Raw genomic sequence first — 14,811 nt, forward strand, 5'->3', positions numbered from 1 at the left:
CGAAAGGCAGAAGGTCCCTGCGATGAAGGGACCTTTCGCCCTGCTGATGAAGCTCGGCATCGCCTAACGATGGAATCAGAGGTGAGGACCATGACGAGACAACACGGGATCGTCGCCGGCTACGACGGTTCGGACTTCTCCCTGCGGGCCCTGGAATGGGCGACGCAGGAGGCGGAATCCAGAAGGCTCCCGCTCACCATCACCTACGCGTGGCGGTGGCCGTACGGCGAGGCCGACGGTGAGGCCCGGCTTCATCTGAGCAAGGCGGCCGAGCACGTGCTGCTCCACGGCGTCAAATGCGCCCACGCGCACTCCGCGACCGTCGAGGTGGTCACCGACCTTCACGAGGGCTCGGCCGGGCAGCGGCTCGTCGAGCTGTCCGCCGACGCGGAGCTCCTCGTGGTCGGCGCCCACGACCGGGGGATGACCGCCCGGTTCGTGATCGGCTCTGTCGCGGCGTTCGTGGCGGCCCGCGCCCGATCTCCGGTGATCGTCGTGCGTGAAGCGGGCGAGGCGCCCCTGCTCCCGCCACCGAGGCCCGTCGTCGTGGGTGTCAAGGACACCACGCCCGACGCGGTGCTGGACTTCGCGTTCCAGGAGGCGGCCCTGCGGCGTCTGCCCCTGTGGGTGGTCCACGCCGGCCACCCGCGCCCGCTGGCATGGGGCATCGCCATGGCCCACGCGCCCGATCTCGAAGACTCGGCCCGGGCCTGCCGTGAGCGGGTGGAGGAGCGCCTCACACCGTGGCGGCAGAAGTACGCGGACGTCCACCTCCAGGTGCGGTCGGCCACGACCGCGCCCAGGGACGCCCTGCTGGCCGCCTCAGCCGAGGCCGCCCTCGTCGTCGTCGGTGGGGGCCGGACGGCAACCCGCACCGGCCACCTCGGCGCGATCACCGGATCCCTGGTCAGGCACGCGTCCTGCCCCGTGGCCGTCGTGCCCTCCTGTGGGGAGCACGGCTCCTCGCCCACGCCGCCCACCGGGTAGCCGGGACGGCGCCGCACGCCTGGCCGGTGATCGCCCCTTCCGGATCGGTCACCCCGTTCGCCCGAGCGCGGGACCCGAACCGGCGCGGGGGACCGGCACCTACGCCCCGGATCAGCCGGCGCCACCTCCGGACGGCTCCCGGGACAGGAGACTCGGTGCCGCCGGCAGGCCGGATGACCGTCGTTCACGCTCCCCGGGACCTCGGAGGGCTGGTGACGGGGCCGGAAGTCCCTGAGGAACAGGCCTTTGGGCCGCTGTGAAAAGCCCCGCCGGACGGTCGAATGGAAGAAGAAACCCAGGAGCCCAGGAGCTCGGAAATCCAGGGAGGTCGCCATGACAGCGCATGTGGTGGTGGGCGCGGACGGTTCGTCTCCCGCGGACGGCGCGGTCGAATGGGCCGCCGACGACGCGGTGCGGCGCGGATGCGCTTTGAAGATCGTTCATGTGTGCGAGCCGTGGCCCGGTGACATCCCGCTGCAGACCCCGCCGGGCTTTCGCGACTCCGTCACCGAGTACGGCCGGGAGGTGCTGGAACGCGCCGCCGCGCTGGCGCGCGGGCGCGCCCCGCACCTGGAGGTGGAGACCCTCATGGAGGCGGGCCGGGTGAGCGAGGTCCTGCGGCGCGAGGCCGAGGACGCCGAACAGGTCGTGCTGGGCAGCCGCGGGCTGGGCGGGTTCACCGGGTTGCTGCTCGGCTCGGTCTCCCTGGCGATGGCCGGGCACGTGGCCACTCCCGTCGTGGTCGTCAGGGGCACACCGGAACGCACGCACGACCGGATCGTGGTGGGCTTCGACGGCTCCGACCACTCGGCGGTGGCGCTGGAGTACGCCTTCGAGGAGGCCGCCCGCCGCGGCGCCAGGCTGCGGGCGATCCACACCTGGCAGATGCCCCTCGTGGGACCGGGCGCCCTGATCTACACCCCGCTGGTCGAGGACGTCCTGGCCGCCGAACGGCAGGTCTGCGCCGGCACGCTCACCCCGTGGCGGGAGAAGTACCCGCGGGTCGAGGTCGAGCAGACGCTGGTCTGCGGGCATCCGGTCGGCGTCTTGTGCGAGGCCTCGGCGGCGGCGGACCTGGTCGTCGTCGGCTCCCGGGGACTGGGCAGGTTCGGCTCGGCCGTGCTGGGCTCGATCGGCCACGGAGTCCTGCACCACGCCCGCTGCCCCGTCGCCGTGGTCCGCGCCCGAGGGGAGGCGTGATGGACACCGGCCCCCTCCTTGGCACCCTCACCGTGGCGCAGGTGATGAGCCGGACGCTGGTCGCCGTCGACCTCGAGGAGTCCCCGCTGCTGGCCTGGGAGATCATGCGCCGCGCGAGGGTCCACCACCTGCCGGTCGTCGACCGGCACGGCTGCCTGCGCGGGATCCTGACCCGCGAGGACCTCACCGCCCGCTGGTCCGGCGGCCCGGCCGAACAGTCACACATGCGCGTCCGCGCGCTGCTGGCCGATCGCCGCCGCCCGCACACCACACCCGGCACGCCCCTGGCCGACGCCGTCGCCGCGATGCTCGACGCCGGGGTCGACGCGATCGGCGTCATCGGAGAAGATCACCGGCTGGCGGGGATGATGACCGCCACCGACGTGCTGCGGGCCGTGGCCGGCCGCGTCGCCGAACATCAGGAGCCGCCCGAGCTGATGACGGGAATGTTCCGCCTGGTCCCGGTCCTGCCGTCCCACGTCCCCGCCGGATGAGGCGGGGAGTCCGCCTTTGACACGACGTCACCGTCATGGCCGGAGGGTGTTCCCATGAGGCGAGAGATCATCGTCGCGTTCGACGGGTCGCCACACAGCCGTCACGCGGCCGAATGGGCGGCGCTGGAGTGCGGGACGCAACGGGCGAGGCTGACCGTCTGCCATGTCTGGGACGGCCCCCACGCCGAGCGCGAGGCGGCGATCACCGAGCAGCGACGCCGGCACGCGAGCCGTGTCCTGTTCGAAGGGGTGCGGCTGGCCGAGCGGCTGCTACCGGGCCAGGACGTGCGCTCGATCCTGGTCCGGGGAGCCCCGGGCCCCGAGCTGGTCTCGCTCAGCCGGACGGCGAGGATCCTGGTGATCGGATCCCGAGGCCACGGCGGCCTCACCGGGCTGCTGCTCGGCTCGGTGAGCGCTCATGTCGCCGCCCACGCGTTCTGCCCCGTACTGGTCATCCCCCCGCACGCCACCCCACAGGTGTCACACATCACCGCCGTCCACCCGATCCCGAAGATCAGACCGTGGCCGGGCCCAGACCTTGGGATCGGCGAGCCGAAGACCGCCCCCAGCGAGTAGGCGACCGGCTCGCCACCCGGGTCCGGACCGGTAAAGACGACCCCGGGCGTGCCGGTGCGGGCCGCCGCCGCGCTCGTCGCAGGGCCCAAGGTCCTGACCGGGACAGACTTCCGTCTCTGGGCCGAGACGGCTACCCGCAGGAGGCTTGGACGATGAGACGTTGTGGCACTACCGCCTTCCTCGCGGTGACCACGTGCGGGCTACTGGCCGGAGGCGCACTTCACCTGGCCGGCACCGGTAGCGTCGCCGATCTTCTGTGGGCGGCGGTCACCGCCCTCGCCCTGGTGCCCGCGACCGGATGGGTGATCTCGGCGCTGCGAAGCGGCCGGCTGGGCGTGGACGCCATCGCCGTCCTCGCCCTGGCGGGAGCACTCGCCGTACAGGAGTATCTCGCCGGCGCCCTGATCGGTGTGATGCTGGCCACCGGCCGGGCACTGGAGGAGCACACCCTGCGCCGAGCCCGCCGGGACCTGACCGCCCTGTACGAACGCGCGCCGCACTCGGCCCGGCGCTACCAGGACGGGACACCCGCCCTTGTGGGGGCCGAACAGGTGCGACCCGGTGACCTGCTGCTGATTCCCCACGGCGAGCCGGTTCCCGTCGACGGGGTGATCGCGAAAGAACCGGCGCTGCTGGACGAGTCGGCCCTGACGGGAGAATCGGTCCCGGTGAAACGCGCCATGGGGGAGAGCGCGCGCAGCGGCGTCGTCAACGCCGGCTCCGCCTTCGACCTGCGGGCCACCCGTACCGCGGCCGAGAGCACCTACGCCGCGGTGGTACGGCTGGCGCGGCAGGCCGAGACCGACAGCGCCCCCGTCGTGCGGCTCGCCGACCGGTTCGCCGCCTGGTTCCTGCCCCTCACCCTCCTGCTGGCGGGAGCCGCCTGGCTGCTGTCGGGTCAGCCGGTACGGGCCGTCGCCGTGCTGGTCGTGGCCACCCCCTGCCCCCTGCTGCTCGCCGCACCCGCTGCCATCGCCTCCGGGCTGTCTCGTACGGCACGCCACGGCGTGGTGGTCAAGGGCGGGGGAGCGCTGGAAAGGCTGGGGCAGGCCCGCACGCTCATCCTGGACAAGACCGGAACGCTGACCGCCGGACGCCCCCGGGTCGTCGACGTCGTGGCCGCACCCGGCGCCCGCGCCGACGACGTGCTGCGCTGGGCCGCCGCGGTGGATCAGATCTCCTCTCACGTCCTCGCCGCCGCGATCGTCGAGACCGCCCGCACCCGCCGGGTCGAGCTGCCGCGACCGACCGCGGTCCAGGAGAAGCCGGGCATCGGCACCGCGGGGACGGTGGAGTGCCACCGGATAGAGGTTGGTAAGGCGACAACCTCCTCAGCCTCCTCCTCGCAGTGGGAACGAGCCCAGCGGGCGCGGGCCGCACTGGACGGCGCCATGACCGTCTGGGTGAGCGTGGACGGCGAAACCGCGGGCGTGATCATGCTCCGCGACGCCGTACGGGCGGACGCGGCACGAACCCTGCGGCGGCTGCGCGCCGCCGGGATCGAGCGGGTGATCATGCTCACCGGGGACCGGGCCGAGGTCGCCGAGAGCGTGGGCACGGTGCTCGGTGTCGACCAAGTGCTGGCCGAACAGAGCCCCGCCGCCAAGGTGCGGGCAGTACGACAGGAGGCGGCCGAGGCCGTGAGCGTGATGGTCGGCGACGGGATCAACGACGCCCCGGCCCTGGCCGCCGCCGACGTCGGGGTCGCCATGGGCGCCCGCGGTTCGGCCGCCTCCACCCAGGCGGCCGACGTGGTACTCACCGCCGATCGCCTGGATCGGCTCGCCGACGCCATGGACGTCGCCCGCCGCTCCCGCCGCATCGCCGTACAGAGCGCGAGCGCGGGGATGGCCCTGTCCCTGCTGGCCATGATCGTGGCGGCGGCCGGAGCGCTACCGCCCGCGGCCGGCGCCCTGCTGCAGGAGGCCATCGACGTGGCGGTGATCCTCAACGCGCTGCGGGCCCTGCGGCCCGTCCGCGGAACCCGCACGGTGGTCGACGCCGCCACCGAGTCCCTGCTGCGCCGCTTCACGAAGGAACACTCCTCGTTGCGACCGCCCCTGGAACTGATCCGAAAGATCGCCGACGAGCTGGCAGGCGATCCCACGGCGCAGGCCCTTGACCGCCTGAGAGAGGTTCACGCCTTCCTCACCGAACGCCTGCTCCCGCACGAACGGGCCGAGGAACAGCGGCTCTACCCGGCGATGGGACGCGTTCTCGGCGGTCCCGAGGTCACGATGACCATGAGCAGGGCACACGCGGAGATCGAACGGCTCGTACACCGCCTGGGGCGCCACCTGGCTCTCGCCGAGGACGGCGGGGTGCGCCCGGAACAACTCGACGACCTGTGTGCCTGCCTCTACGGCCTGCACGCGGTCCTCCTCCTGCATTTCGATCAGGAGGAGGAGGCCTACTTTTCCCTGGCCTCCTTGTGATCACCGGTTCACGGGCGGGACGAAGGCCGGCCCTCCTGGAAGGAAACAGACCATAAGTCCCTCCGATCAGGGGACTTTCGCCGCTGACGCCTTCCGGGCCGCTTTGCGATCGTTGAGGTGAGGAGGTGCGTCATGAAGGTCAAGGAAGTCATGGGCGGCGCGGCGATCGCGGTGCGGCCGGAGGCGACGTTCACCGAGATGGTCAACGCCATGCGGCGCTTCAAGGTCGGCGCGCTCACCGTCATCGACGCCGACGATCACCCGATCGGGGTGGTCGCCGACGATGATCTCCTGCTCAAGGAGACCGAGGCCGGCGCGCACGCCGGCAGCGTCTTCGACAGCCGCAAAAGACGTCAGGAGCACCGCAAGGCCGCGGGTGGTACGGCCAGGCAGGTCATGACCACCCCCGCGATCACCATCACGAAGGACGCCACCGTCCGGGACGCGGCACGGCTGATGCACCGGTACCGGATCAAGCAGCTGCCGGTGATCGACGCGGTCACCGGGCGCATCACCGGCACCGTCCACCAGAGCGATCTGCTCAAGGTCTTCGTCCGCCCGGCCCAGGAGATCGAACACGAGGTCACCATGATCTGTGACCGGCTCGCCGTCGACCCGGAGACGATAGGCGCCCGCGTCGAGGCGGGGGTGCTCACGCTGACGGGCCGGCTCGCCTTCCGGTCGCAGATCGCCCCTCTGGTCGCCGCGGCCCGCGAGATCGACGGCGTCCTCGACGTCGAGAACGCCCTCACCTACCGATCCGACGACCTGGCCGTCGTCCCGCCGTTCCTGTGACAGGGGTGAAAGCCATGAACACCCGTACCAGCGAGGAGATCACCTCGGTGATCCGTACGGCGATCCAGGCCGCCACGTGGGCGCCGTCGGTGCACAACACCCAGCCCTGGTCCTTCGCCGTCGACGGCGACGAGATCGCGCTGCGCGCCGACAGCGACAGGAAACTGCGCATCGGCGACCCCACCGGCCGGGAGATGCTCATCAGCTGCGGCGCGGCCCTGATGACCATGCGTCTCGCGCTGCGCGCGCTCGGCTACGAGCCGCGGGTGCGCGTGCTGCCCGACCCCGACCGCCCGGCCCTGCTGGCCACGGTACGGCCGGGAGCGGCCGTGGCCGCCGACGAGCACACCCGGCTGCTGTACGCCGAGGTCGAGCGCCGCCGCACCCACCGGGCCGGTTTCACGCAACTGCCCGTCCCAGAACCTTTCGTCGAGGCGCTGGTGGCCGAGGCGGGCTGCGAGGGGGCGCGGCTGACACCGGTCCGCTCCGAAGCGGCGATCCGGGTCCTGGCCGCGCTCACCTGCGCCGCCCAGGACGTACAGGCCCAGGACCGGCCGCTGTCGCTGGAGCTGATCCGCTGGGGGCGGCCGCCGGGCAGCACCCGCCAGGACGGGGTGCCGGCCGAGGGCTACCCGCGCGAGCCCCGGCGGACCCGTCCGCACTTCGCCCAGCGCGACTACACCCACGGCCACCCCTGGGGCAGCGACGCCGACCAGTTCTTCTCCGTCTCCACCGGCGCCGTGGCCATCCTGACCACCAGGGGCGACACCCGCCAGGACTGGATCACGGCCGGTCAGGCCCTGCAGCGGGTCCTGTTGTACGCCTGCGCCCGTGGCCTCGGCGCGGCCTTCCACACCCAGGCGCTGGAGATGCCCCACCTGCGGGAGTTCCTGCGCCAGGAGCTGTGCTCGGACGAGTACCCCCAGATGATCATGCGGCTGGGCGTCACCTTCGACGACACCAGGGGAGTGCGCCGTCCGGTCACCGAGGTGCTGGAGGAACGCTGAGGGACCTGGACGCACCGAGCCGTACCGGTTTCGAGGCGATGGTGGGTGACCTCATGGTGCGCGGCGGCATCGACACCCGACATGTCGGCCGCCGAGGAGACAGGCCGGCTTCCGGATCGACCTGTTCGGTCGCGAGGAACTTCGTCGGCGGGCCACCGAAGGCGTCTCCCCGCGGCGACCGCTGAAGCTCACCACCCCTCTACGGCACCTACGACGCCCGCGGCACCGCCGCGCAGGCCATCGCCGCCGGCCTCGAAGCGGGGGGTGATTGCGTCGTCGACGGCGAGGCGCTTCCTCCTTCGAACGCGGGCAGGGGGCGGAACACGTGAGCCCGCACGACCCCGTATCCGAGCATGCGAGGTCACGGCTCCGCGGAGTACGGTGTCGCAGGGGCAGGACGTGCGGGGGCGCCGCGGGTCACGCCACCCGGAGCAGCTCCAGGGCCGGTCGGCGCGGGGCGCGTGGCACGGCGGGGCCGTACCCGAGACGAATGATCATCTGAGGGTGGCCGCCGGGGTGCCGGGGGTCGGCATGACGGCGCATGTCGCGCAGGTCCAGCGGCTGGTTGAGAAACGACGCGGACACCCCGTGCAAGGTGGCGACGAGTAGCACCCGCTGCAGCGCCTGCCCGGCTCGCAGCCAGTCCGCCGGGCCGTCGCCCGGCGTGGTCACAACGGCGAGCCGCAGGTGCGTCTCGAACCGGGCCCGCTCCCCGCTCACCCGGGCGAAGTCACGCACGGGCGCGAGGTCGCCGATCGGCCGGGGGCCCTGGACGTAGGGCGGCATGCCGTCGGAGTGCGACTGCCCGCAGGTCCACCGCGCCAGCTCGGTGCGGTAGTCACGGTCGCCCATGAGCACCTCCTCGGCCGCGACGACCTCCCCCAGGAGCACCGCGCTCGCCGCCGCGCCGAGGAGGACCAGGTCGGCCCCCTCCATCCGGGCCGCCATGCTCAGCTCGTCCATGACCGCCCGGGGGACGGGCTCGCCGGTGAACGGCTGCCGGTTGGTGCGCCGCGCCCTCATCGCTTCGTACAGGTCGTGCTCGGCCGCCGAGGCGGGCGCGGCGGATGCGGGTCGCACGGCGGCCAGCAGGGTGGGCGAGCCGTCTGCGGCGGGTGGGACGGACCAGGTGACCGGCCGGTGCCCGCTCACGCGCAGGGCGAGCCGGAGGTTGAGCAGGGCCGCGCCGCAGCTGATGTGCAAAGAGCGGCCGCGCGGGTCGGCCACCTTCAGCCGGCGGTCCGGGTCGGCGTGGAGCTCGAGGTACTCCCGGTGACGGACGACGAAACGCCACGGCTGGGTGTTGTGCACCGAGGGCGCGGTGCCGGCCGCGGTGATGAGACGGCGTGCCCCGGCGTGCGTGGCGAGTGGGTTGAGCATGGCGAACCTCCTTGATTGGACTTCCAGCATGTCCGTCCGCCATCTCGGGGACCGCGGACCAAAGCCCCGCCGGTGGCCGGCGTTGGTCCCCACCGTCGTCGGACAGGTCAACCGGGGCCTGCCGGTAAGGCCCAAAGGCCCTGCGCTCACGCGTCCTACGACTCTGCCCGATCCCGGTGCGGCGGCGGATCGTCGAGATCCCCGAGGGAGGAGCCGACATGACCGCGGTGATCGTCGATGGGCTGCGCAAGCACTACGGGCCGGTACGCGCGCTCGACGCAGTGAGCTTCACCGTCGCCGAAGGCGAGGTGTTCGCCCTGCTGGGACCCAACGGTGCCGGCAAGACCACCGCGGTGGAGATCCTGGAGGGCCATCGCGACCGTGACGGCGGCACGGTCTCGGTGCTGGGGTTCGACCCGGCCACCGGCGGGCGCGCCTACCGCGAACGCATCGGGATCGTGCTGCAGGAGGCCGGGTTCGAGGAGGAGTTCACCGTCGCCGAACTGGTCCGGCTGTACGCGGGCCTCTACCCGCACCCGCGCCGCCCGGACGAGGTGATCGAGCAGGTCGGGCTGGCGGACAAGAAGGACGCCCGGGTCCGTACCCTGTCCGGCGGGCAAAGACGCCGCCTGGATCTGGCGCTGGGACTGGTGGGCCGGCCCGACCTGCTGTTCCTGGACGAGCCGACCACCGGGTTCGACCCCTCGGCCCGGCACCGCGCGTGGGAGCTGATCGAGGGTCTGCGCGCCCTGGGTACCACCATCCTGCTCACCACCCACTACATGGACGAGGCCCAGCACCTGGCCGACCGGGTCGCGGTGCTGCGCGCGGGACGGCTCGTGGCCGTCGGCGCGCCGGACACCCTCGGCGGCAGCGCCCGGGGCAGCGTGTTGTCCTTCCAGCTGCCCGAAGGCACGGCCCCGGCCGACCTGCCCGTCCTCACGGGGGTGATCGAGCCGCGCGGCGCGGCGGTGGCCGTACGGACCACCGAGCCTGCCCGTGACATGCACGCCCTGACCGGGTGGGCCCTGGAGCGGGGAGCGGAGCTGACCTCGCTGACACTGTCGCGGCCGAGCCTGGAGGAGGTCTACCTCGACCTCGTCGAGGAGGCCGGTGAACGCTCCGGCGGCCCACCGCCCACCCCCGGGGCGGCTCTTGGGCCCGCGACGAGGAAGGGCCCGGTCACCGAGGAGGAGCCCGCACCCGGGAGGCGGTCATGAACGTCCACCTGGTCGCCCGCCTGGCCTGGCACGAGACGCTCTCGTTCCTGCGCACACCGGTCGCGGCGTTCTTCACCGTCGCGATGCCGCTGCTGATGACGGTGATCGTCGGCGCGGCGGTGGGCAACGAGACCGTCGATCCCGGCTCCGGTGTGCGCGTGATGCAGTTCGTCGTCCCGGTCATGACCGTGTTCGGCATCGCCCAGGGCTGCTTCGGCGCCCTGGCCATCCACCTGGCGGACCTGCGCGACCGCGGCTGGCTCAAGCGCATGCGCGGCACCCCGGTACCGGCCTGGGCGCTGATGGCCGGACTGGCCGGCGCGTCCCTGGCGATCGCGCCGGCGACGGTCGTCGTGCTGCTCGGAGCGGGGCTGGTCTTCTACGACGTGCACCTGGTGTGGCGCACGATGCCGGCGTTGTTGCTCACCCTGCTGCTGGGCGCACTGTGCTTCACCGCGCTCGGCTTCGCCATCGTCGCGCTGGTGCGCAACGCGGCGGCGGTGCAGCTGATCGGCACCGGTCTGCTGCTGGCGCTGGCGTTCATCTCCGACATCATCCTGGTCGGCGCCCGGATGCCGGCCTGGCTGGAGAGCGTCGGCCGGCTCTTCCCGCTACGCCATTTCGCCGAGGCCGTACGCGATGACTTCAACCCCTTCCTGCACGGAGCGGGCTTCCACGGTGATCACCTGGCCGTCCTGGCGGCCTGGGGACTGGGTGCGGGGGCGGTGGCGGTGTGGCGCTTTCGCTGGGAACGGCCGCCGGCGAGAGGGAAGGCGAGAACGGCGCGGACGGGGTCCGGTCACCTGCCGCGTCCCGAGGGCCGCCCTGCGGCCTGGCGGCTGATCGGTGACCAGGCCGCGCACGCCACGCTCCGGCTCCGCCGGGACCCGTCCACGGCGTTCTTCACCGTGCTGCTGCCGGTGCTGCTGCTGGTGCTCATCTCGCTGGTCTTCGGCGAGGTGCGGGTGCAGGGGGTACGGCTGCCGCTGTTCATGCTGGCCGCGATGATCACCTACACGGTCGGGGTGTCGGCCTATGTCAACCTCGCCGAGGCCGTCACCGGCGACCGGGACCGGGGCGTGCTCAAGCGGCTGGCCGGCACACCACTGCCGGACTGGGCCTACTACGCGGGCTGGATCACCTGCGCGCTGTGGGTCACGCTGGCCACCACCGTCGTGCTGGCGCTGGTCGCGACATTCGGCTACGGCGTCCGGATCGGCCCCTTGGCGATCCCCGCGATTTTGGTGACGGTACTGCTCGGGGTGGCGTGCTTCGCCGCTTTGGGAGCGCTGGTGGCGACACTGGTGCCCCGTGCCCCGGCGGCGAACGCGATCACCCTGGGCACCTTCCTGCCGCTGGCCTTCGTCTCGGACGTGTTCATCGTCGGCGGCGGGCCGCTGCCCGATGTGCTGGAGCGGGCCGGGGACGTGCTCCCGCTCAAGCACGTCTCACACGCGCTACTGGCCGCGCTGGACCCGGCGGGCCGCCCCTGGCCGTGGGCGGACCTGGCGGTCGTGGCCGCCTGGACGCTGGCAGGGGTTCTGGCCGTCGCCGTCGTGAACGGCCGGCGGATGAGAGGTGGTGCGCCCTCATGACAGGAACCGGCCGCACGAGAAGAACGCGGAGACGGGGAAGCGGTGGTCGTGCGCGACCAGGCCGCCGGCGCCACCGCGATCGTGGTCGGCGGCAGGGGCCCGCGCGCTGCGCGGCGCCACACCGCGGGCCCTTTACCTCCGGCAGGCGCCGGTGCACGCCCACGCCCATGCCCATGCCCCGGAGATCGTCTACGACATGGACGAGATCCGCCGCGCCCAGCACCAGGGGCGCAGCCGACAGGCAACCTCGTGGCGGCAGACCTACCCGCAGGTGAAAGTCGTTCTGGCGCGCGACGCCCAGATCCGAGCCGTCGAAACCGGCGGGAGGCGCGGTGGCCGGGAACGCCGGTGGCGGGCGCGGGACCAAGGTCCCTCGGGGCAGGGGCCGCTCGGCTCTACGCGGCCAAGCGGCCGTCCTCCAGCCTGGCGGCATGGATGTGCTCGACCTTTCGCGCTGGCAGTTCGGTATCACGACCGTCTACCACTTCTTGTTCGTGCCGCTCACGATCGGCTTGTCAATCATCGTGGCCGGGCTGCAGACGGCCTGGTACCGGACGAGGAAGCCGGAGTACCTGCGGCTCACCCGGTTCTGGGGGCGCCTGTTTCTGATCAACTTCGCGATGGGCGTGGTGACGGGAATCGTGCAGGAATTCCAGTTCGGGATGAACTGGAGTGACTACTCACGCTTCGTCGGGGACGTGTTCGGAGCACCGCTGGCCATGGAAGGGCTGATGGCCTTCTTCCTGGAGTCCACGTTCCTCGGACTGTGGATCTTCGGGTGGGACAAACTGCCGCCCCGGCTGCACCTGGCCACCATCTGGCTCGCCGCGATCGGCACCAACATCTCGGCCTACTTCATCCTGGCGGCCAACTCCTGGATGCAGCACCCCGTCGGCTACCGCGTCAACAACGGCCGCGCCGAACTGACCGACATCTGGGCGGTACTCACCAACTCGACCACCCTGGTCACCTTCCCGCACGTCATCTTCGGCGCGTTCCTGACGGCCGGCGCTTTCGTCCTGGGCATCAGCGCCTGGTTCCTGCTGCGCACGCGAGAGGTTCCGCTGTTTCGCACGTCGGCGCGGCTGGCGCTGGCCATCAGCGCGGTCGCGGCGATCGGCGTGTCGATGTCCGGCCACTGGCAGGCGCAGATCATGACCGAGCAGCAGCCGATGAAGATGGCCGCCGCCGAGGCCCTGTGGGAGGACGAGAGCGCGGCCGGCTTCTCGCTGTTCGCCGTCGGCGACGTCGAGAACGGCCGCAACCACATCAACGTGCAGATCCCCTACGGGCTGAGCCTGCTGTCCACCAACACCCTGGACGGGAAGGTCGAGGGCGTCAACGACATCCAGGCCCGCTACCAGGCACTCTACGGCCCGGGCGACTACCGGCCGGTGGTCGGGCTGGCGTACTGGTCGTTCCGGCTGATGATCGGCTTCGGGGCGTTGTCGGCGCTGTCGGCACTGGCCGGCCTGTGGCTGACCCGGCGCGGCCGGCTGCCGTCGAGCCGCTGGGCCTACCGGCTGGCCATCGCCGGGATCGGGCTGCCGTTCCTGGCCAACAGCCTGGGATGGATCTTCACCGAGATGGGCCGCCAGCCGTGGACCGTCTTCGGCCTGATGCGCACCGCCGCGGCCGTCTCGCCGAGCGTCGACGTCGCCTCGGCGGCGATCACGCTGACCGGCTTCACCCTCGTCTACGCCGTACTGGCGGTGATCGAGGTGCGGCTGCTGATCAAGTTCATCCGCATCGGGCCCCACGAGGAGTCCGCCCCGGAAACCCCCGCGCCCGCGCTGAGCTACTGAGGAATCCCCGCCATGGAACTCACCACCGTCTGGTTCGTACTGATCGCCGTGCTGTGGACCGGCTACTTCGTTCTCGAGGGCTTCGACTTCGGCGTCGGCATCCTGCTGCCCTTCCTCGGCAGGGGAGAGGAGGACCGGCGCACCATCGTCAAGACGATCGGCCCGGTGTGGGACGGCAACGAGGTGTGGCTCCTGGTGGCCGGCGGCGCAACGTTCGCCGCGTTCCCCGAGTGGTACGCCACCTTGTTCAGCGGCTTCTACCTGCCGCTGTTCCTCATCCTGCTGGCCCTGATCGCACGCGGGGTGGCGCTGGAGTACCGCGGCAAATCCGACAGCACACGCGGCTGGGACCGAGCCTTCTTCTGGGGCTCACTCGGCCCGGCCTTCCTGTGGGGCGTCGCCTTCGCCAACATCCTGCGCGGCGTCCCCTTGGACGCCGACCACGAATACACCGGCACCCTGCTGACCCTGCTCAACCCGTTCGCGCTGCTCGGCGGGCTGGCCACGCTACTGCTGTTCACCCTGCACGGCGCGATCTTCCTGACCCTGCGCACCACGGGCGAGCTGCGCCAGGGCGCCTGCCGCATGACCAAGAGCCTGGCCCCGGCGGCGATCGCGGTGGTGATGGCGTTCCTGCTGTTCGCAGGCGGTGGCAGGCCGATGATCTGGTGGGCCGCGGTGACACTGGTCGCGCTCGGCCTGACCGGCGCCGTGGCCGCGACGTCACGTGGCCGCGACGGGTGGGCGTTCACGGCCAGCGCGCTCGCCGTGATCGCGCTCGTCACTGCCCTGTTCGGCGGTCTGTGGCCGAACGTGCTGCCCGCCCTGGACCCGGCCCACAGCCTCACCGTGACCAACGCCGCCTCCTCGCCGTACACGCTGACGGTGATGACCTGGGTCGCGGCCATCTTCACACCCGTGGTGCTGGCCTACCAGGCGTGGACGTACTGGGTGTTTCGCCGCCGCCTCACCGGCGCGACCTGACGATCTCGACCACGGCCTCATGGCCTCCCTCTCGGGCGGTCGTCACCAGGGGCAAAGCAGAACGCCCGCCCCACCACAGTGGCAAGGCCATCCTGGCCCAAGCCTGGCGGTCGGCCGCTTTCTGCCTGGCCGACAGCCGATGCTTCTACCGCGCCTTCGACCGGCTTCACCAGATGGCTGGACCCGGCCCGGCACGACCGCCGCACCCGCCTGCCCCAGAACGAGGCCGACCTGCTCGCCGCTCACGGGCCGGAGCAGGCCACCACCCGGCCTCATAACCATCATCTTCAGTCCAGCCGTTTCAAGAACGGCCCGCCCGTGGCGACCATCACG

The 14,811-nt window shown here is 71.9% G+C and carries 12 protein-coding genes; 11 read left to right on the plus strand and 1 reads right to left on the minus strand.

The features are described from left to right. The first annotated feature begins 90 nt into the window (after positions 1-90). The 7 genes from AC5L38_RS38050 to AC5L38_RS38080 all read left to right on the plus strand — a co-directional run bounded on the left by AC5L38_RS38050 (position 91) and on the right by AC5L38_RS38080 (position 7,494). Positions 91-987, plus strand: a complete 897-nt coding sequence (locus AC5L38_RS38050; protein WP_495247659.1) for a universal stress protein — start codon at positions 91-93, stop codon at positions 985-987. Positions 988-1,320: 333 nt separating this feature from the next. Then, on the plus strand, positions 1,321-2,187 hold the full coding sequence (locus tag AC5L38_RS38055; RefSeq protein WP_495247660.1) for a universal stress protein: 867 nt from the start codon (positions 1,321-1,323) through the stop codon (positions 2,185-2,187). Beyond that, the gene (locus tag AC5L38_RS38060; protein WP_495247661.1) at positions 2,187-2,681 is read left to right on the plus strand and encodes a CBS domain-containing protein; all 495 of its coding nucleotides are present in this window, start codon (positions 2,187-2,189) and stop codon (positions 2,679-2,681) included. The genes AC5L38_RS38055 and AC5L38_RS38060 overlap by 1 nt, the downstream gene beginning before the upstream one ends. Before the next feature lie 54 nt (positions 2,682-2,735). Beyond that, positions 2,736-3,257 (plus strand): universal stress protein, encoded by a 522-nt coding sequence (locus AC5L38_RS38065; RefSeq protein WP_495247662.1) that lies wholly within the window; start codon positions 2,736-2,738, stop codon positions 3,255-3,257. A gap of 152 nt (positions 3,258-3,409) precedes the next feature. Beyond that, positions 3,410-5,692 carry a heavy metal translocating P-type ATPase gene (locus AC5L38_RS38070; protein ID WP_495247663.1) on the plus strand — a complete coding sequence of 761 codons (2,283 nt, stop codon included), beginning with the start codon at positions 3,410-3,412 and terminating at the stop codon, positions 5,690-5,692. Positions 5,693-5,824: 132 nt separating this feature from the next. After that, positions 5,825-6,487 carry a CBS domain-containing protein gene (locus tag AC5L38_RS38075; protein ID WP_495247664.1) on the plus strand — a complete coding sequence of 221 codons (663 nt, stop codon included), beginning with the start codon at positions 5,825-5,827 and terminating at the stop codon, positions 6,485-6,487. Positions 6,488-6,501: 14 nt separating this feature from the next. Next, the gene (locus AC5L38_RS38080; RefSeq protein WP_495247665.1) at positions 6,502-7,494 is read left to right on the plus strand and encodes an Acg family FMN-binding oxidoreductase; all 993 of its coding nucleotides are present in this window, start codon (positions 6,502-6,504) and stop codon (positions 7,492-7,494) included. A 417-nt stretch (positions 7,495-7,911) separates the two neighbouring features. Here the strand turns inward: AC5L38_RS38080 and AC5L38_RS38085 are convergent, their stop codons facing one another. Beyond that, positions 7,912-8,874, minus strand: a complete 963-nt coding sequence (locus AC5L38_RS38085; RefSeq protein ID WP_495247666.1) for an Acg family FMN-binding oxidoreductase — start codon at positions 8,872-8,874, stop codon at positions 7,912-7,914. 218 nt (positions 8,875-9,092) lie between these two features. Between AC5L38_RS38085 and AC5L38_RS38090 the strand changes: the two genes are divergently transcribed. From AC5L38_RS38090 to cydB, 4 genes are all read left to right on the plus strand, one after another. Further along, the gene (locus tag AC5L38_RS38090) at positions 9,093-10,094 is read left to right on the plus strand and encodes an ABC transporter ATP-binding protein (protein WP_495247667.1); all 1,002 of its coding nucleotides are present in this window, start codon (positions 9,093-9,095) and stop codon (positions 10,092-10,094) included. After that, positions 10,091-11,689 (plus strand): ABC transporter permease, encoded by a 1,599-nt coding sequence (locus AC5L38_RS38095; RefSeq protein WP_495247668.1) that lies wholly within the window; start codon positions 10,091-10,093, stop codon positions 11,687-11,689. Before AC5L38_RS38090 ends, AC5L38_RS38095 begins: the two co-directional genes overlap by 4 nt. Before the next feature lie 431 nt (positions 11,690-12,120). Further along, entirely contained in the window at positions 12,121-13,494 is a 1,374-nt protein-coding gene (locus AC5L38_RS38100) for a cytochrome ubiquinol oxidase subunit I (protein WP_495247669.1), read from the plus strand. Between the two features lie 12 nt (positions 13,495-13,506). Then, positions 13,507-14,478 carry a cytochrome d ubiquinol oxidase subunit II gene (gene cydB, locus AC5L38_RS38105; protein ID WP_495247670.1) on the plus strand — a complete coding sequence of 324 codons (972 nt, stop codon included), beginning with the start codon at positions 13,507-13,509 and terminating at the stop codon, positions 14,476-14,478. The last annotated feature ends 333 nt before the right edge of the window (positions 14,479-14,811 follow it).

This window comes from Streptosporangium nanhuense (assembly GCF_059358815.1).